This window comes from Streptomyces sp. F001 (assembly GCF_004187715.1).
In the GTDB taxonomy this organism is placed as follows: Bacteria; Actinomycetota; Actinomycetes; order Streptomycetales; family Streptomycetaceae; genus Streptomyces; species Streptomyces flavusporus.
The window spans coordinates 147,630-164,932 of the sequence record NZ_QZWF01000012.1; the positions used below are offsets into that span (position 1 = coordinate 147,630).

Annotated in this window: 14 protein-coding genes and 1 pseudogene; 8 read left to right on the plus strand and 7 right to left on the minus strand. The window is 69.4% G+C overall.

Annotation, left to right across the window (positions count from 1 at the left end; all coding sequences use genetic code 11):
• Positions 1–184: 184 nt before the first annotated feature.
• Together StrepF001_RS31780 and StrepF001_RS31785 are read right to left on the minus strand one after the other, a co-directional pair.
• A complete protein-coding gene (locus StrepF001_RS31780; RefSeq protein WP_165396419.1) occupies positions 185–1,567 on the minus strand; it encodes an aspartate aminotransferase family protein in 1,383 nt (460 codons plus the stop codon).
• Positions 1,552–2,088, minus strand: coding sequence for an Lrp/AsnC family transcriptional regulator (locus tag StrepF001_RS31785; protein ID WP_129801619.1), 537 nt, complete (start codon positions 2,086–2,088; stop codon positions 1,552–1,554). Before StrepF001_RS31785 ends, StrepF001_RS31780 begins: the two co-directional genes overlap by 16 nt.
• 165 nt (positions 2,089–2,253) lie before the next feature.
• Between StrepF001_RS31785 and StrepF001_RS31790 the strand changes: the two genes are divergently transcribed.
• Together StrepF001_RS31790 and StrepF001_RS31795 are read left to right on the plus strand one after the other, a co-directional pair.
• A complete protein-coding gene (locus StrepF001_RS31790; RefSeq protein ID WP_129801620.1) occupies positions 2,254–3,693 on the plus strand; it encodes a gamma-aminobutyraldehyde dehydrogenase in 1,440 nt (479 codons plus the stop codon).
• 278 nt (positions 3,694–3,971) lie between these two features.
• Positions 3,972–4,790, plus strand: coding sequence for a universal stress protein (locus StrepF001_RS31795; RefSeq protein ID WP_240797773.1), 819 nt, complete (start codon positions 3,972–3,974; stop codon positions 4,788–4,790).
• A gap of 14 nt (positions 4,791–4,804) precedes the next feature.
• Here the strand turns inward: StrepF001_RS31795 and StrepF001_RS31800 are convergent, their stop codons facing one another.
• Entirely contained in the window at positions 4,805–5,152 is a 348-nt protein-coding gene (locus tag StrepF001_RS31800; protein ID WP_129801622.1) for a hypothetical protein, read from the minus strand.
• 192 nt (positions 5,153–5,344) lie between these two features.
• Positions 5,345–6,394: a lactonase family protein gene (locus StrepF001_RS31805; protein ID WP_129801623.1), complete on the minus strand. Its 1,050-nt coding sequence runs from the start codon at positions 6,392–6,394 to the stop codon at positions 5,345–5,347.
• Positions 6,395–6,684: 290 nt separating this feature from the next.
• Between StrepF001_RS31805 and StrepF001_RS31810 the strand changes: the two genes are divergently transcribed.
• From StrepF001_RS31810 to StrepF001_RS31830, 5 genes are all read left to right on the plus strand, one after another.
• Positions 6,685–7,734, plus strand: coding sequence for an NAD(P)-dependent alcohol dehydrogenase (locus tag StrepF001_RS31810; protein ID WP_129801624.1), 1,050 nt, complete (start codon positions 6,685–6,687; stop codon positions 7,732–7,734).
• A 49-nt stretch (positions 7,735–7,783) separates the two neighbouring features.
• Positions 7,784–9,613, plus strand: coding sequence for a glycoside hydrolase family 15 protein (locus tag StrepF001_RS31815; protein ID WP_129801625.1), 1,830 nt, complete (start codon positions 7,784–7,786; stop codon positions 9,611–9,613).
• Entirely contained in the window at positions 9,610–11,043 is a 1,434-nt protein-coding gene (locus StrepF001_RS31820; RefSeq protein ID WP_129801626.1) for a glucose-6-phosphate dehydrogenase, read from the plus strand. Before StrepF001_RS31815 ends, StrepF001_RS31820 begins: the two co-directional genes overlap by 4 nt.
• A gap of 10 nt (positions 11,044–11,053) precedes the next feature.
• Complete coding sequence (locus StrepF001_RS31825; protein ID WP_129801655.1) at positions 11,054–11,596, plus strand: gluconokinase; 543 nt, start codon at positions 11,054–11,056, stop codon at positions 11,594–11,596.
• 61 nt (positions 11,597–11,657) lie between these two features.
• Positions 11,658–12,191 carry a hypothetical protein gene (locus StrepF001_RS31830; RefSeq protein ID WP_129801627.1) on the plus strand — a complete coding sequence of 178 codons (534 nt, stop codon included), beginning with the start codon at positions 11,658–11,660 and terminating at the stop codon, positions 12,189–12,191.
• Here the strand turns inward: StrepF001_RS31830 and StrepF001_RS31835 are convergent.
• On the minus strand, positions 12,181–13,338 hold the full coding sequence (locus StrepF001_RS31835; protein ID WP_129801628.1) for a serine hydrolase domain-containing protein: 1,158 nt from the start codon (positions 13,336–13,338) through the stop codon (positions 12,181–12,183). The genes StrepF001_RS31830 and StrepF001_RS31835 overlap by 11 nt on opposite strands.
• 377 nt (positions 13,339–13,715) lie before the next feature.
• Here StrepF001_RS31835 and StrepF001_RS31840 point away from each other — a divergent pair, with 377 nt between their 5' ends.
• Positions 13,716–15,416 carry a sigma-70 family RNA polymerase sigma factor gene (locus tag StrepF001_RS31840; RefSeq protein WP_129801629.1) on the plus strand — a complete coding sequence of 567 codons (1,701 nt, stop codon included), beginning with the start codon at positions 13,716–13,718 and terminating at the stop codon, positions 15,414–15,416.
• Between the two features lie 6 nt (positions 15,417–15,422).
• Here the strand turns inward: StrepF001_RS31840 and StrepF001_RS31845 are convergent, their stop codons facing one another.
• Positions 15,423–16,109: a glycerophosphodiester phosphodiesterase gene (locus tag StrepF001_RS31845; RefSeq protein ID WP_129801630.1), complete on the minus strand. Its 687-nt coding sequence runs from the start codon at positions 16,107–16,109 to the stop codon at positions 15,423–15,425.
• 20 nt (positions 16,110–16,129) lie between these two features.
• A pseudogene (locus StrepF001_RS31850) lies at positions 16,130–17,294 on the minus strand (adenosine deaminase).
• Positions 17,295–17,303: the final 9 nt, after the last annotated feature.

Consider the following 17,303-nt stretch of genomic DNA (forward strand, 5'->3'; position numbering starts at 1 on the left):
TACTCCTCAGTTGATCCGCTTTCCTGTGCCAAGTCCCCCAAGCGGGGGAACGAAGGCTGGGCCGATCGGTCACTGGCACGCTAGGTACTCAAAGGAGCCGGGCCGGACAGCACACAGCCCCGGGCCGCCGTTTCTCACTCGAACGGACGGCACCGGGGCCGTAGTTGATCACAGCGTCAGTTGATCAGAGCTTTGTCCACGCCTCCGTCAGCGTCGCGCGCAGGATCTGCTCGATCTCGTCGAACGTCTCCTGGTCGGAGATCAGCGGCGGGGCGAGCTGGACGACCGGGTCACCGCGGTCATCGGCACGGCAGTACAGGCCGTTGTCGAAGAGGGCCTTGGAGAGGAAGCCGTACAGGACGCGCTCGGTCTCCTCCTCGTTGAAGGACTCCTTGGTCGCCTTGTCCTTGACCAGCTCGATGCCGTAGAAGAAGCCGTTGCCGCGGACGTCGCCGACGATCGGCAGGTCGTGCAGCTTCTCCAGGGTGGTGCGGAACGCGCCCTCGTTGTCGAGCACGTGCTGGGTGAGGTTCTCGCGCTCGAACAGGTCGAGGTTGGCGAGGCCCACGGCCGCGGAGACCGGGTGGCCGCCGAAGGTGTAGCCGTGCAGGAAGGTGTTGTCGCCCTTGTAGAACGGCTCGGCCAGGCGGTCGGAGATGATGCAGGCGCCGATCGGGGAGTAGCCCGAGGTCATGCCCTTGGCACAGGTGATCATGTCCGGGACGTAGTCGAACTTGTCGCAGGCGAACATCGTGCCCAGGCGGCCGAAGGCGCAGATGACCTCGTCCGACACCAGCAGCACGTCGTACTTGTCGCAGATCTCGCGGACCCGCTGGAAGTAGCCGGGCGGCGGCGGGAAGCAGCCGCCGGCGTTCTGCACCGGCTCCAGGAAGACGGCCGCGACCGTGTCCGGGCCCTCGAAGAGGATCTGCTGCTCGATCTGGTCGGCGGCCCAGCGACCGAAGGCCTCGGGGTCGTCGCCGAAGATCGGGGCGCGGTAGATGTTGGTGTTCGGGACCTTGTGCGCGCCCGGGACGAGCGGCTCGAAGGGGGCCTTCAGGGCCGGCAGGCCGGTGATGGACAGGGCGCCCTGCGGGGTGCCGTGGTAGGCGACCGCGCGGGATATCACCTTGTGCTTGGTGGGCTTGCCGGTGAGCTTGAAGTACTGCTTGGCGAGCTTCCAGGCGGTCTCGACCGCCTCGCCGCCGCCGGTGGTGAAGAAGACCTTGTTGAGGTCGCCCGGCGCGTGGTGGGCCAGGCGCTCGGCCAGCTCCACGGCCTTGGGGTGGGCGTAGGACCACACCGGGAAGAACGCCAGCTCCTGCGCCTGCTTGAAGGCGGTCTCGGCGAGCTCGACCCGGCCGTGACCGGCCTGGACCACGAACAGACCCGCGAGACCGTCGAGGTAGCGCTTGCCCTTGTCGTCGTAGATGTAGGTGCCCTCGCCCCGGACGATGGTGGGAACGGGGGAGTTCTCGTACGAGGACATGCGGGTGAAGTGCATCCACAGGTGGTCGTACGCGGAGCGGCTGAGGTCCTTGGTACTCACGGTTATCGGGTTCCCCACATATAGGTCTGCTTCTTGAGCTTGAGGTAGACGAAGCTCTCGGTGGAGCGCACTCCGGGGATGGCCCGGATGCGTTTGTTGATGACGTCCAGCAGGTGGTCGTCGTCCTCGCAGACGATCTCCACCATCAGGTCGAAGGAGCCTGCGGTCATCACCACGTACTCGCATTCGGACATGGAGGTCAGTGCGTCGGCGACGGACTCCACATCACCTTCCACGTGAATGCCGACCATCGCCTGTCGGCGGAAGCCCACGGTGAGCGGGTCCGTGACGGCGACGATCTGCATCACGCCCTGGTCGAGCAGCTTCTGCACGCGCTGGCGCACGGCCGCTTCGGAGAGGCCCACGGCCTTGCCGATGGCGGCGTACGGCCGGCGGCCGTCCTCTTGGAGCTGTTCGATGATGGCGAGGGAGACGGCATCCAGCTGCGGATTGCCGTTCCGGGGGTCGCGAGAGGACTCGCGGATGTCCCGGGAGGTCCTCTGGTCTGCGCTTCGACTGGCCACGAGCTCACTCTGCACGAGGTCTCGTCGGTTTCGCAAGGCTGGATCGATGAAATTCGTTGTTTACGAGTTCGAGACTTGCGGATTTCGCAGATCTGGCGCGTCGGGGGGTGTTGAAACCGTGGGCTTACGGATTAGGGTGGGTGTCTCAGTGATTGGACACCCGAACTTGGAGGGCCGGCAGTGAGCACCGAGCTGCGTCGTCTGCGCAACTACATCGACGGAGAGTTCCGGGACGCCGCCGACGGACGGACCACCGAGGTGGTGAACCCCGCGACCGGCGAGGCGTACGCCACCGCGCCGCTGTCCGGGCAGGCCGACGTCGACGCCGCGATGACGGCCGCCGCCGCCGCGTTCCCGGGGTGGCGGGACACCACGCCCGCCGAGCGGCAGAAGGCCCTCCTGAAGATCGCGGACGCGTTCGAGGAGCGTGCCGAGGAACTGATCGCGGCCGAGGTGGAGAACACGGGCAAGCCCGTCGGGCTGACCCGCTCCGAGGAGATCCCGCCGATGGTCGACCAGATCCGCTTCTTCGCGGGCGCGGCCCGGATGCTGGAGGGCCGCTCGGCCGGTGAGTACATGGACGGGATGACCTCGATCATCCGCCGTGAGCCGGTCGGCGTCTGCGCGCAGGTCGCGCCGTGGAACTACCCGATGATGATGGCCGTGTGGAAGTTCGCCCCGGCGATCGCCGCGGGCAACACGGTGGTGCTGAAGCCCTCGGACACCACCCCCGCCTCGACGGTCCTGATCGCGGAGATCCTCGGCTCGATCCTGCCCAAGGGCGTCTTCAACGTCATCTGCGGCGACCGCGACACCGGCCGCATGATGGTCGAGCACCCGACCCCGGCGATGGCCTCCATCACCGGTTCCGTGCGCGCGGGCATGTCCGTCGCCGAGTCGGCCGCCAAGGACGTCAAGCGAGTCCACCTGGAGCTGGGCGGCAAGGCGCCGGTCGTCGTCTTCGAGGACACCGACATCGCCAAGGCCGTCGAGGACATCTCCGTGGCGGGCTTCTTCAACGCCGGGCAGGACTGTACGGCCGCCACCCGCGTCCTCGTCCACGAGGCGATCCACGACGAGTTCGTGCAGGCCCTCGCCAAGGCCGCCGCCGACACCAAGACCGGACAGCCGGACGACGAGGACGTGCTGTACGGCCCGCTGAACAACCCCAACCAGCTCAAGCAGGTCGCCGGCTTCATCGAGCGGCTGCCCGCCCACGCCAAGGTCGAGGCCGGTGGTCACCAGGTCGGCGACAAGGGCTACTTCTACGCCCCGACCGTCGTCTCGGGCCTCAAGCAGGACGACGAGATCATCCAGAACGAGGTCTTCGGCCCGGTCATCACCGTCCAGTCCTTCACCGACGAGGACCAGGCCACCGAGTGGGCGAACGGCGTCGAGTACGCCCTCGCTTCCTCCGTCTGGACCAAGGACCACGGCCGCGCGATGCGCATGTCCAAGAAGCTCGACTTCGGCTGTGTGTGGATCAACACCCACATCCCGCTGGTCGCCGAGATGCCGCACGGCGGCTTCAAGAAGTCCGGCTACGGCAAGGACCTCTCGGCGTACGGCTTCGACGACTACACGCGGATCAAGCACGTGATGACGTCGCTGGACGTGTAAGTCGCCGGTTGAACGTGGCCCCGGACGGAGGACGGACCGTCCGGGGCCGCGGTGTGTCCGGGTGATCGGCAAGGTGTCCGGGCTGTGCGGGTCGGCTCGCCGCAGCGTCCACTGTCATGCCACCGCGTCGGCGGCATGCTGCCGCAACGGCCCTGCTCAAGACGTCCGCGCTCTCCCGCCGTTCCCTGATCGCGCGCTGCACGGCCGACCGCCTGGCCGGATGGCAGCAACGCATCGCCGGGGTGAAGCTTGGAGCTGAAGCGAGCAAGGGAGGCGCGGTGGGCAACCTGGTCGTCGTAGGAGTGGACGGCTCGGCGTCGAGTCTTGCCGCGGTGGAGGCGGCCGCCCGGGAAGCGCAGCGGCGCCGTGCGGAGCTGCGGGTGGTGCACGCCTTCAGCTGGCCGGTGAGGCCCATGTACGCGCCGCTGGACCCGTCGCCGCTCAATCGCGTGGTGACGGAGGCGGCGCAGCGTGCCCGGAGCGTGACACCTGACGTGGAGGTCGGGGAAGCGGTGGTGACCGGCGACGCGGTGGCGGTGCTGGAGGCCGAGTCGCGAGCCGCGGATCTGGTGGTCGTCGGCCCCCGGGGTATGGGGGGCTTCATCGGGATGCTGCTGGGGTCGACGGCGGTGTCCCTGGCCGCCCACAGCCAGTGTCCGGTGATGGTGGTGCGCGGGGAGCCGGAGGGCGCCGGGCCGATCGTGCTGGGTGTGGACGGATCCCCTGAGGGCGAGAAGGCGGTCGATTTCGCCTTCGCCGAGGCGGCGCTGCGCGGGACTGAGATCGTCGCCGTGCACGCGTGGATGCCGGACTATGCGCCGGCTGGTACGGGCGCCGAGAGCGGGGAGCGTCTGCTGGCCCAGGCGCTCGCCGGTCGCACGGAGAGATATCCGGACGTCACGGTCAGACACGAAGTGGCGAGCGGTGAGACCCGCGAGGTGCTGATCGAGGCGAGCAAGACCGCCCAGCTCATGGTCGTCGGAGCCAGGGGGCGCGGAGGTTTTGCCGGGTTGCTCATGGGTTCGGTGAGCCAGGCGTTGCTCCACCACGCACACTGTCCCGTCACCGTCGTCCGCGGCAAGGCACGACGTGGGTAAGCCGTCCCGGGTTGTCACGACGCCTTGCGGGCATCCTCAAGGCTGTGCACCATCAGGGTCCACAGCACGAAGACGTCCAGGGCGACGATGAGCATGGCCCACAGCGGATAGACCGTGAAGAACAGCATCTGCGCGATGAGGTTGAGAACGACCAGGGTGATCGCCACCGGTCTCGCCCATGCCTGACCCGTCATCAGTCCGATGCCGGTGAGAATCTGCAGCACTCCGATGATGAGGTGGATCCAGCCCCAGGAGCTGAGATCGAAGACCAGGACGCCCGATCCGGTGTCGGCGAAGACGACGTCTCTGAAGAGCGCGGCCAGGCCCTCGATCAGATTGAACGCGCCGATCACCAACAGCATGACGGCAGCGAAGAAGGTTCGCCTGGTCCAGGGTGTCGGAGTACGCGCGGTGTGCATGGGTGCGGTCTGGGACAAGGCGAGCTCCGGGGTGATGAGTTGAGGCAATCCGTCACCAGCTTGACTGTTCGCCCCGCCACCGCCTCTTGGGCGCGTCGAACAGGTGACGGCACGCCGCCTGTGCGTCGGCCGTCATCAGACGAAGACGACGTTGGATGCCGCCGGGACCGACAAGGAACCTGCGCGGTGAGGGATGCCCGTCGTGGAGTCGACGTCCAACCATGTGACGTCGCCTGAGCGCTCGTTCGCCGCGTACAGACGCGTGCCCGACGGGTGCAGGACCAGATCGCGCGGCCACCGCCCCCCGCACGGCACCGATGCAACCAGGTCCGCCCGCTCGCCGACCGCGTCGAGGGCGAGAACGGCGATGGTGTCGGGGCCACGGACTGCCGCCCACAAGTGGCGTCCGTCGTGTGAGACGACCGGCGCCGACGGAGACACGGCAGCGTCGGTACCGTCCGGGAACAGCGAAGTCGCCCGCACCGGCTCGAGCACCCCGGCAGTGGCGTCCCAGCGGCATGCGGTGAGGGTGGGCTCGAGTTCGCCGAGGACGTACGCATGGCCTCCGGCCGGGTGGAAGGCGAGGTGACGCGGTCCGGTGCCGGGCGGTAGTGAGGTCTCCCCGTGCAGCGTCAGCCTGCCCGCTTCTGCGTCCAGGGAACAGATCCGCACCGAGTCGGTGCCGAGGTCGACACTGAGCACCCAGCGTCCGGAGGGATCGGGAAGCACCTGGTGCGCGTGCGGGCCCAACTGGCGGGTGGGGTGCGGCCCTCCGCCCTCGTGGCGCAACACGTTGCTGGGGGCCTGCGGGGTGCCGTCGGAGGCGAGCGGCAGCACGGTGACGCTGCCGGAGTCGTAGTTGGCGGTCAGCAGGTGACCGTGAGCGACCGCGAGATGCGTGGGTGCCTCCCCGCGCACGGCCACGGGTGCGCAGATGGGGCGGGGCACCGGACCGGCGATGTCATAGGCGGCGACCGCCCCCTGTGCCGTCTCGGAGACGGCGTAGAGGACGGGGCCCGCCTCGGTGTGCCCGACGGCGAGATACGACGGGTCGGCCACGGCATCGACAACGCCGGTTTCGGTCAGCGCCCCGGTCACCGGATCCACGGCGGCCACCATGATTCCGCGCCCGCCGGCTGAGGTGAACGACCCGATGAAGGCTTGCCCTGTGCCCTTGTCACCCACCGCGTCCTCCACCCTTCCTCGCGCGCGAAGCCCGACGCTAGCAGGGGGTTTCTTCACTGCTGCAGCAGGCGATGCGGCGTGTGGGCGTGTTCAGCAGAGTGGCCGTAGGCGTCCGCGGGCGGTCCGATTCAGCGTGGTCCTGCCGTCGGTGCGGCCGGGTCGCGAGCCGACTCAGCCCTTGGCACAGTGGCAGTAGTGAGTGGCTGTTGCGGGCCGCCGGATGTCAGGGGCCGGTTCGCACCGGCAAGCCGCCGGTGCGGCGGTGGTACGCCTGCAGGAAGGACAGTCAGGTGAAGGCGTTCGTGATGAAGGAGATCGGGCGGGTGGGCTTCATGGAGAAGCCCGTTCCGCAGCCGGGTCCGGGCGACGCTGTCGTCCAGACGACGAGGGCCCTCATCTGCACGTCCGATTCCCACACCGTCCAAGGTGGCATCGGTCCGCGGGAGAACCTGACGCTGGGCCACGAAGCGGTAGGCATCGTGCATGCCGTGGGCAGCGAGGTGAAGGACTTCCGGCCCGGCGACCGTGTGCTGGTGGGTGCCATCACCCCCGACTGGGGTGACCTGGCCTCTCAGAACGGATATCCGTCGCAGTCCGGAGCACCGCTCGGAGGCTTCAAGTTCGCTAATTCCAAGGACGGGGTCTTTGCCGACTATTTCCACGTGAACGAGGCCGACGCCAATCTCGCGAACATCCCCGACGCCATCAGTGATGAAATGGCGGTCTACTGCGCCGACATGCTCTCGACCGGCTTCATGGGGGCGGAGAAGGGGAACATCCCGATCGGCGGAACAGTGGCCGTTCTCGCCCAGGGCCCGGTGGGTCTGATGGCGACTGCAGGGGCCAGGCTCCGCGGTGCCGGCCTGGTCATCGGAGTCGAGTCGGTTCCCGACCGGCAGAAACTCGCGCGTACGTACGGTGCGGGCGAGATCGTGGACTTCACCAGCGAGGATGTCGTCGAGCGGATCCTTGAACTGACACGGGGCGAGGGAGTCGACACCGCCATCGAGGCGCTCGGCGCGGATGCGACGTTCCAGACCGCAGTGAAGGTCACCAAGCCCGGGGGCACGGTCTCCAACATCGGCTATTTCGGAGACGGGGAATTCGTGCGCATCCCCCGGGTCGAGTGGGGCGTCGGCATGGCCGACAAGACGATCGCCACGGGACTGTGCCCTGGCGGCAGGCTCCGCATGGAGCGACTGCTGCGGGTGCTGGAGAGACAGCTTGTCGACCCCTCGCACATGACGACCCATGAGTTTCGCTTCGACGACATGGAGCGGGCTTTCGAGGTCTCCGACAAGAAGCTCGACGACGTCGTGAAAGTAATGATCACATTCTAGCCGGGCTTATCGGGTCGCCGGCTGACGGCGCTGCGAAAAGAGAGACGGCATGCACGATCCCGACCCCCCCTTCCGCCCGGTTCGCAGGCGGCACGGCTATCTGCCGCTGGAGGATCTCGGCCTCATCGGTGACGGTGCGACGGCTGCGCTGGTCGGGCTGGACGGTTCCATTCCGTGGATGTGCCTGCCCCGCTTCGATGCCGAACCGCTGTTCTGCGGCCTGCTGGACCAGGCACGAGGAGGGCACTTCACCCTGGCACCGGAGAACCTGGTCGAGGCGCGGCAGCGTTACGAGCCCGACACCGGCGTACTGACAACGGAGTTGCGCGGCGCCGACGGCCTGGTCCGCGTCACCGATGCGCTGGTCCTGCGCTCTGGGGCCGACCTCACCGACGACGCCCCCGCTGACCGGGCCGAGCTTGTCCGTTCGGCTGTGGTCCTGCACGGGAACGTACGCCTGCGGATGGACCTGGAGCCCCGGGGCGGCGGGCAGGCCCAGGCGTTGTTCAGCGGGCTGGAGGTACGGCCGTCCCGGCGCCCTGACCTGCGGCTGCACCTGCGCTCCAACCGTCCCCTGACCGGCCTGCACAGCACTCATGACCTCCGGCAGGGCGAACGTCTCGATCTCGTGCTGTCCTGGGGCCGCTTCCATCGCCACCATCGGTTCGACACCGACGCGATGCTGCGGGGCACCGCCGACGCGTGGCGCCGCTGGATGCGGCATTTCCAGTACCACGGCCCGGAAGAACCGCTGGTCCGACGGGCGGCCATCACACTGAAACTGTGCGACGACTGGGCCAACGGCTCGCTCGTGGCGGCCCCCACCTCCTCCCTGCCCGCACCGATCGGCGGGATCCGCAACTGGGATTACCGCTACGCCTGGATCAGGGATGCGGCCTTCGCCGTGTTCGCGCTGCGCCGCATCGGCTTCGAGGGTGAGGCCGACGCCTTCCTCGGATGGGTCCTCGACGCTTTCGAGTACAGCCGGCGGCCTCGGATCATGTACGCCCTCGACGGCAGCCCGGTGCCCGACGAGGTGGAGGATGCCGAGCTGGAGGGCTATCAGCGCTCCGCCCCGGTGCGATGGGGCAACGGCGCAGCCGACCAGCGCCAGCACGACGTCTACGGCGAGATCCTGGACTGCGCCGACCAGTGGCTGCGTTCCGGCCGGGACATCCAGCCCCCGCTGTGGGCCAGCCTGGCCGGGCTGGCCGACGCCGCAGGACAGGCGTGGCGACAGCCGGATCAGGGGATCTGGGAGGTACGCAACGAGGGCCGGGTGTTCACGTATTCGGCGGGGATGTGCCAGGTGGCCCTGGACCGGGCTGCGACGATCGGTGAGCGGCTCGGCTTGCCCGGGAACGTCGCCATGTGGCGGGCCTCGGCCGAAGAGCTGCGCCGGCTCATCCTCGAGGGGTCCTGGGACGAGGAGGCGCAGAGCCTGAGCGTGCATCTCGACGGCGGCGGCGCTGTCGACGCCAGCCTGCTCGCGCTTCCGCTGCGCCAGGTCGTCCCCGCGGATCACCCGCGGATGGTGGCCACCGCCACGGCCGTCGCCGAACGCCTGTCGGCCGGCGGGGGCCTGCTCTACCGCTATCTGCACAAGGAGTCACCCGACGGCCTGGCCGGCGACGAGGGTGCCTTCGTGCTGTGCAGCTTCTGGCTCGTCGACAACCTCATCGGCCAGGGCCGGATCGAAGAGGCCGAGGAGCTGTACGCCTCGTTGTGCGCTCGAGCGAGCCCGCTGGGGCTGCTGTCGGAGCAGATCGACCCGTCCACCGGAGAGTTCATGGGTAACTTCCCCCAGGCATTCAGCCACATCGGGATCACCGCCAGCGGTGTGAACCTCGCCCGAGCGAAGGCAGGCGTCAACGCATGATCAACCGGCTCGCGATCTTGGGTGCGACAGGTGACCTCAGCGCACGCTACCTGCTGCCGGCCCTGGTCGCGCTGAGGGCGACAGGAGACCTCGGCGACCACTTCCGGTTGACCGGCGCGAGCCGGGAGGACTGGGACGACGAACGGTACCGGGAATGGGTGACCGCGCAGATCGACCGCCACGGTGGGCACTGTCCAGCCGACGCCAAGGCAGCGATCGCGGCTGCGACCCGCTATCAGCGGGCCGATGTCACCAACCCCGCCGACATCGCCTCGGTCGTCGCCGGTGAGGGCCCCGTCGCCGTCTACCTCGCCCTCCCTCCGGGCCTCTTCCCCGTGGTGGTCTCCGCGCTGCACCGGGCAGGCCTGCCGGAGGGCAGCCGGATCGTGCTGGAGAAGCCCTTCGGCGAGGATCTGGCCGGCGCACAGGAGCTGAACCAGCTGCTGGCCGACCTCGTCCCCGAGCAGGCCGTGTTCCGGGTCGACCACTTCCTGGCCATGACGACCGTCCAGAACGTGCTCGGCAGCAGACTCGCCAACCGCGTGCTGGAGCCCATCTGGAACAGCACCCACATCGCCGAGGTGGACATCGTCTGGGACGAGACCCTCGCACTGGAAGGCAGGGCCGGCTACTACGACACCGTCGGGGCGCTCAAGGACATGGTGCAGAACCATCTGCTGCAGTTGCTCTGCCTGGTGGCCATGGAACCGCCCATCACCCTCGGCGAGCGCGACCTGCGCGACCGGAAGGTCGATGTGCTGCGGTCCGTGCGACTCCTCACCGAAGACGACGTCGTACGCCGCACACGCCGTGCGCGCTATCTGGCCGGCCGGATCGGAGACCACGACATTCCCGCCTATGCCGACGAGGAAGGCGTCAACCCGCGGCGCCGCATCGAGACTTACGCCGAGGTGGAGCTGGAACTGGACAGTTGGCGCTGGTCGGGAACAACCTTCCGGCTGCGCAGCGGCAAAGCACTGCGTGCGGACCGCAAAGAGGTCGCGGTGCGCTTCCGCTCCGTGCCTCATCTGCCCTTCGGTCACAGCGGAGAACCCCGCCCCAACGTGCTCCGCTTCGGGCTCGAACCGGAAGGCCTGACCTTCGACCTGACAGGCATCGGCTCCCACCCCAACACCCTCGCCCCGCTGTCGCTGACCGCGCAGTTGGAACCACCCCACCTCCCCGCCTACGGCCGGCTCCTGCTGGACGTCCTCAACGGGGACCCCGCCATGTCCATCCGCGGTGACGAGGCCGAAGAGGCCTGGCGGGTCCTGACACCCGTACTGAGCGCATGGCAGAAGGATCTCGTTCCGCTCGAGGAGTACCCGGCGGGTTCCGACGGGCCGGCTCCCCGGCCCTACGGAAGCGGGCAGCAGCGGCGCGGTGAGCTGCTGCATGCTGAAGCGGCGCCGCCGGGCGATGCGCCCTGAGAGCACTGTGATGTGCCTCGGCGCTGAGCGTCGATCCCCGTGCATCGTGGTCACAGGTGTTGCCGGGATCGGCAAGAGCACGGTGGCGCGCCTGCTCGCGGAGCGGCTGAGCGTCCCCTTTGCGGAGGGTGACGATTTCCACTCACCGGCCGGGATCGCCAAAATGTCGGCCGGCACTCCGCTCGATGACGCGGACCGGCAACCTTGGCTGGAGTCCATCGGGCGCTGGTTGCACGAGCGCGACGCAGCGGCCAGCGGCGGCGTGGTGACCTGCTCCGCGCTGAAGCGACGCTACCGGGACACACTGCGAGCGGCCTGTCCAGATGTCTTTTTCCTGCACCTGACAGCCGGCCGCGAGCTGCTGGCAGACCGGATCAGCCGGCGCAGCGGCCACTTCATGCCGATATCGCTGCTCGACTCACAGCTTGCCGCGCTCGAACCGCTCGGCCCGGACGAGCGAGGGGCCTCGCTGGACGCGGGCCCGGATCCCCACACCATCGTCAACGCGGCGGTGGACCTGCTGACGTGGCAGGTCCGTGGGAAGCCCGATTGATTCTGCGGGCAGGGCCCGGAAGCGTTTTGAACATGTTCAATTTCAGGCGTACGCTCCCGCCATGAGCGACAGAGCCGCCCTGCTGAAGGGCATCCGTGCCTGGCTGGTCTTCTTCATCGTCTGCCTGGTGCTCAGCGGCGCCACGGCCTTCCCCCTCGTCCACGAACTTCGCTGGACCGAGGACCTGCTGCGGTCCCTGTCGGCGCAGGAGCACCTGCCGGGGCTGATGGACTGGATCGAGCGAGTACGACGCGGGGTCGACACGGCCGACGCCGAGTACCCCTTCCTCCTGTACGGCACGGACTGGCTCGCCTTCGCGCATCTCGTCATCGCGGTCGCCTTCTACGGCCCCTACCGCGACCCGGTCCGCAACATCTGGGTCGTCGAGTTCGGGATGATCGCCTGCGCCGGCATCATCCCGCTCGCCCTCATCTGCGGGCCGATCCGCGACATCCCCTTCTGGTGGTCGGTGATCGACATGTCGTTCGGCGTCTTCGGGGTGATCCCGCTGTACGTCGTACGGAAGAAGATCAAGCGGCTGGAGGCGCTGACCGCGCCTTGGGCGCCTCCAGCCGCCGCCGTCGTCAGCGGTTGAACGCCGGGAAACCGAAGCGCTGGACGATGGCCAGGCCGTCGCCCTTCGCGTCGGTCGAGTTGACGGAGTAGACCAGAGTCCGGGACAGGTCACGGGTGGCCGCCACGACCGTGTGATAGCCGGGGCGGGATCCCGTCTTGCCCCAGATCTCCCGCCCGTTCAGCTCGAAGCGCTCCAGGCCCATGCCCATCGTCGCCCCCGGCAGGTCCGGGACCGTGAACATCTGCGTCAGCTGCGGCTCGGGCACGACACGGCCGTGGAACAGGCCCACCAGCAGCCTTTCCAGGTCCGCCGTAGTCGAGATCATGTCGCCGACCGCCCAACGGTCGGACATGTTCCAGTCCGTCACGTCCACCAACTCTCCGTCGATCCAGTCGTACCCGCGGTTGTGCGGGCCGTGGACGCGGGGGTCCGGGCCGTCGGGGAAGGACGTGTGCCGCATGCCGAGCGGGCGGAAGATTCGTACGGCCGCCTGGTGGGCGTACGAGTCGCCGGTCACCTTCTCGATCAGCATGCCGAGCACGGTGTAGTGGATGTTGCCGTACCGCTGGTGCTCGCCGGGCGCGTGGTCGGGGTCGGGGCCCTTGGCAACCGACGCGGCCACCACCTCCTCGGGAGTCAGCGTCTCGAAGCGGTGCTCGTAGCCGTCGTCGACGTTCTCACCGAGGGACGCCCCCGGCTGCAGCCCGCTCGTGAAGTTCAGCAACTGCCGTACGGTGACGGGCTCGAAGTCCTCCGTCAGCAGCCCCGGCAGATACTGCTGCACCGTGCCGTCGAGGGAGATCCGCCCCTCGGCGGCGAGTTGCAGCACGATCGCCGCTGTCACGATCTTCGTCGTCGAACCGGCCCGGAAGCGCGCTTTCTCGAGCGCCGGAGCCCCGGTTTTCGCGTCACGCACCCCGGCCGCTCCGTGCCAGCTCCCCTTGCCGCCCACGCGGATCAGCGCGGCCGTCGCGTCCTTGTCAGGCAGTCCGGCGAGCGCGGCGCACAGCGCCTTGATGTCGGGACCGGCCGGATCGGCGGTCTCGATCGCCTGCGCGCTGCACGACGACGCGGGCCGCGCGGAGGCCGTACCGGCCAGCGGCAGTGCGGTCAGGGTCAGGGCGAGCGCGGAGGTGAGGAGGGCCGGGAGGGGGCGTACGGGCATCTGCTGCTCCTGAAGTCGGTGAGACGTCCGGTGGAATGTCCGTGATCATCGTCGGGCCGTACGGCCCCGGCCGGATCGTCGGTGAGGAGGGCCTGCGACCCTGGGGAAGCCCGGAGCAACTGCCGTACAAAAACCGGACGTTGTAAGGGGTCGCCCCTACGGGTCCCGGTCGGCGACGCTCCCCGCCGTCCGTCACCGAAAGCCGCCCGTCGCCGAAAAAGTGTTATCCGCCCCCGCTTCACCGCGTCTCCACTCGCGTCCCTCATCCCCCCGCACCCGGGAGCCGCCCCCATGTCCCGCCCGTACCCGAAGTGGAATGTGACCTCCGACATAGCCAAAAGTGCTGGTCAGGCTGAGAAGGTGCGTACGGGCAGCAAGTGAGCCGGGAGAGGACGTACGTGGACGAGGGAGCCGGCAGGCAGTGGCGCTCCACCATCGCGGCGGCGCAGGCCGGTGACCGGCATGCGCTGGACGAGCTGGTCGAGGGCTGGCTGCCGCTGGTCTACAACGTGGTCGGGCGCGCCCTGAACGGCCACGCCGACGTCGACGACGTCGTCCAGGAGACCATGCTGCGCGCCGTCGACAACCTCGGCTCGCTGCGGGACCCGGACAGCTTCCGCTCCTGGCTCGTCGCCATCGCCATGCGGCAGATACGGGACCGGGCCCGCCGTAAGCAGCCCGCCCACCTCGACGAGTCGGCCGCGCGCGAGGCCACCGACTTCGCCGAACTCACCGTGCTGCGGCTGCAGTTGGAGGGGCAGCGGCGTGAGGTCGCGGAGGCGGTGCGCTGGCTGGACGACGAGGACCGGCAACTGCTGTCGCTCTGGTGGCTGGAGGTCGCGGGCGAGCTGACCCGGCGCGAACTGGCCGCGGCGGCCGGGATCAGCCGGCAGCACGCCGCGGTGCGCGTCCAGCGGGTGAAGGAGCGGCTGGAGACCGCGCGCGGCATCGTACGGGCGCTCGACGGCGCCTGCCCCGACCTGCGTGAGCTGACCGCCCGCTGGAACGGCCGTCCCGACTCGATCTGGCGCAAGCGGCTGGCCCGGCACATCAGGGGCTGCGGCTACTGCGGTGACACCCGCGAGTCCGTCGTACCGGCGGAGCGGCTCCTCGTCGGCATCGCGCTCGTCCCGATCCCGGTCGGCTTCACGCTGTCGCTGGCCCTCGGCGGCAAGACGGCGGTCGCGGCCACGGCCACGGCGACCTCCGTCGGCTGGTCCGCGAAGGTGATGGCCGCGATCACCCAGCCCGCCGTTGCGGTGACGGCCGGCGCGACGATCGTCGCGGGCGGCGCGTACGTCGTCACCCAGACCCCCGACGCCCCGCCGCGGGCGGTCGCCCCGACGGCGTCGAGCACGGCCCGACCGCCGTCGTCCCCGGTCCCTTCCGTGACCCCGTCGGCCACGCCTTCACCGTCGCCGTCGGTGACGCAGCGGAAGGTCGAGCTGTACGGCACGGTCGTCGACGCCGTCGACCGGGCCCCGGACCCGAACGCCCGCCCCGCGGCCCTGCCGCACCGCCCCGAGTCCGGCATCACCAGCACCTGGGGTGCGCGGGCCGTCATGCAGCACCGCGGCGAGAGCGTGACGCTCAGCGGGCAGGGCTATGTCCTGGTGCGCTGGCAGATCGCGCCGCACGACCGGCCAGGCGGGCTGACCATGCCGACCTGGACCGGTCTGAAGGGCAAGATCTTCCACGTTGCCTCCGGTGGCGGCCGCCGCATGGACGACGTCACCGGGGAGGCCGCCGACGGCGGCCCCGTCACCGGCATGGGCGGCCCGGACACCGGCTACACCGTCCTGCCCGACGGCACCCAGCAGATGTGGCAGAACGAGTACTTCTACGTCGACGGCACCGTCACCCTCCACCAGAACGAGCGCGGCGCCTCCTACGGCCTGACCGTCTTCCCGTCGAGCTGGAACGCCGTGCACGAGGACATCAACTCCGGGCCCTCCGAAGGCGCGAAGCGCTACGGCCTCGTCCGCGACACGGGCAAGGACGACACCCCCGTACCGCAGTACGTCACCCGCACCACCCCGGCCGACCCGGCGACGGTTCCTCAACGGTCCCGCGTGTAGCGCGGGTCAACGGAACGTGCGCAGCGCGCACAGGGCGTCGATGCGGTTCGTGGTGATCGAGTCGACGCCCATGCCGAGGAGCCGGCGCATGGCGCGTCGGGTGTCGGGGGTCCAGACGGAGAGCAGGTAGCCGTCGCGGTGGACGCGGGCTGCGAGGTCACGACCGACCAGTGGGAAGCGGTAGTTGAGCCAGCGCGGGCGTACCGCGTCCAGCAGTGCGGGGCGCGGCGGGGCCAGCGTCGTCCAGGTCAGGGCGATCTCGGCGGCCGGGTCGGCGGCGCGCACGGCGAGCATGGCGGAGGGGCCCGCGCAGTAGTACACGCGGTCCTGGGCCCCGCAGTCGCGCACGACGTCCACGACCCGGCGCGCCGCCCGCACATCGGGCGTGCCCGGCAGGTCGAGCATCACCCGGCTGCCGTCGGTCGCCGTGAGCGCCTGGGCGAGCGTCGGCACCGCGCCGTCGGTGAGCCCGTGCACCTCGTCCGCCGACAGCGACAGCAGCGGCCGGTCGTGCTCCCACAGCCGCTTCAGCGTCTCGTCGTGCAGCAGCACGGGCACGCCGTCCCGAGTGAGCCGTACGTCGATCTCGACGGCGTCCGCGCCCAGTTCGAGCGCGGTACGCAGCGAGTCGACCGTGTTCTCGGGATGGTGGTAGGGGGCGCCGCGGTGGGCCACGGCAGTCACGTTCGGCATGAGGTCAATTCCGGTGGTGGTCAGGACGCGAGCCAGGCCGAGGTGTAGGTGTCGATCTCGGCCGCCAGGCTCGTCTTGCCGGCCTCGTCCAGGAAGGACGCCTCGACCGCGTTCTTCGCGAGGTCGGCGAGACCCCGCTCGTCGAGGTCGAGGAGCCGGGCGGCCACGGCGTACTCGCTGTTGAGGTCGGTGCCGAACATCGGCGGATCGTCCGAGTTGATCGTGACGAGGACGCCGGCGCGGGTGAACTCCTTGATCGGGTGCTCGTCGAGGGTGCGGACCGCGCGCGTGGCGATGTTGGAGGTCGGGCACACCTCCAGCGGGATCCGGTGCTCGGCGAGGTGCGCCAGCAGCTTCGGGTCCTGTGCGGAACTGGTGCCGTGCCCGATGCGCTCGGCGCGCAGGTGAGTGAGGGCGTCCCAGACCGTCTGCGGGCCGGTCGTCTCGCCGGCGTGCGGCACCGAGCGCAGCCCGGCGGCGATGGCCCGGTCGAAGTACGGCTCGAACTGCGGCCGGGGTACGCCGATCTCGGGTCCGCCGAGTCCGAACGACACCAGTCCCTCGGGGCGCACCTTGTCGTCGGTGGCGAGCCGCGTGGTCTCCTCGGCGGCCTCGAGACCTGCCTCGCCGGGGATGTCGAAGCACCAGCGCAGTACGGTCCCGAAGTCCGCCTCGGCCGCCTTGCGGGCGTCCTCGATCGCCTCCATGAAGGCCTGCTCCTCGATGCCGCGCCGGGTGGAGGAGAAGGGAGTGATGGTCAGCTCGGCGTACCGCACCTGCTGCCGGGCCAGGTCCCGGGCCACCTCGTACGTCAGCAGCCGGACGTCCTCCGGGGTGCGGATCAGGTCGACGACGGACAGGTACACCTCGATGAAGTGCGCGAAGTCCGTGAACGTGAAGTAGTCGGCCAGGGCCTCGGGGTCGGTGGGCACCTTGGAGTCGGGGTGGCGGGCGGCCAGTTCTGCGACGATCCGGGGAGAGGCGGAGCCGACGTGGTGCACGTGCAGTTCGGCCTTGGGCAGTCCGGCGATGAAGGCGTGCGGGTCGCGGACGCCGGGTACGGCGGATACGGCGGCGTGGTCGGTCAAGGTTCCTCCCCGGGAACGGCGTCCCCGGCCGCGGTGGCGGCGGGACGCGGGTGATCGGCTGATCGGTGACTCGGGGATCATCGTATGCCGGGCCCACACGGCAGAT

Excerpts from the sequence above, each read along its gene's own strand:
- StrepF001_RS31800 (WP_129801622.1), bottom strand. The coding sequence starts at position 5,152 with ATGCTGTTGGTGATCGGCGCGTTCAATCTGATCGAGGGCCTGGCCGCG.
- StrepF001_RS31815 (WP_129801625.1), top strand. The coding sequence starts at position 7,784 with ATGCACGATCCCGACCCCCCCTTCCGCCCGGTTCGCAGGCGGCACGGC.
- StrepF001_RS31820 (WP_129801626.1), top strand. The coding sequence starts at position 9,610 with ATGATCAACCGGCTCGCGATCTTGGGTGCGACAGGTGACCTCAGCGCA.
- StrepF001_RS31825 (WP_129801655.1), top strand. The coding sequence starts at position 11,054 with ATGTGCCTCGGCGCTGAGCGTCGATCCCCGTGCATCGTGGTCACAGGT.
- StrepF001_RS31830 (WP_129801627.1), top strand. The coding sequence starts at position 11,658 with ATGAGCGACAGAGCCGCCCTGCTGAAGGGCATCCGTGCCTGGCTGGTC.
- StrepF001_RS31835 (WP_129801628.1), bottom strand. The coding sequence starts at position 13,338 with ATGCCCGTACGCCCCCTCCCGGCCCTCCTCACCTCCGCGCTCGCCCTG.
- StrepF001_RS31845 (WP_129801630.1), bottom strand. The coding sequence starts at position 16,109 with ATGCCGAACGTGACTGCCGTGGCCCACCGCGGCGCCCCCTACCACCAT.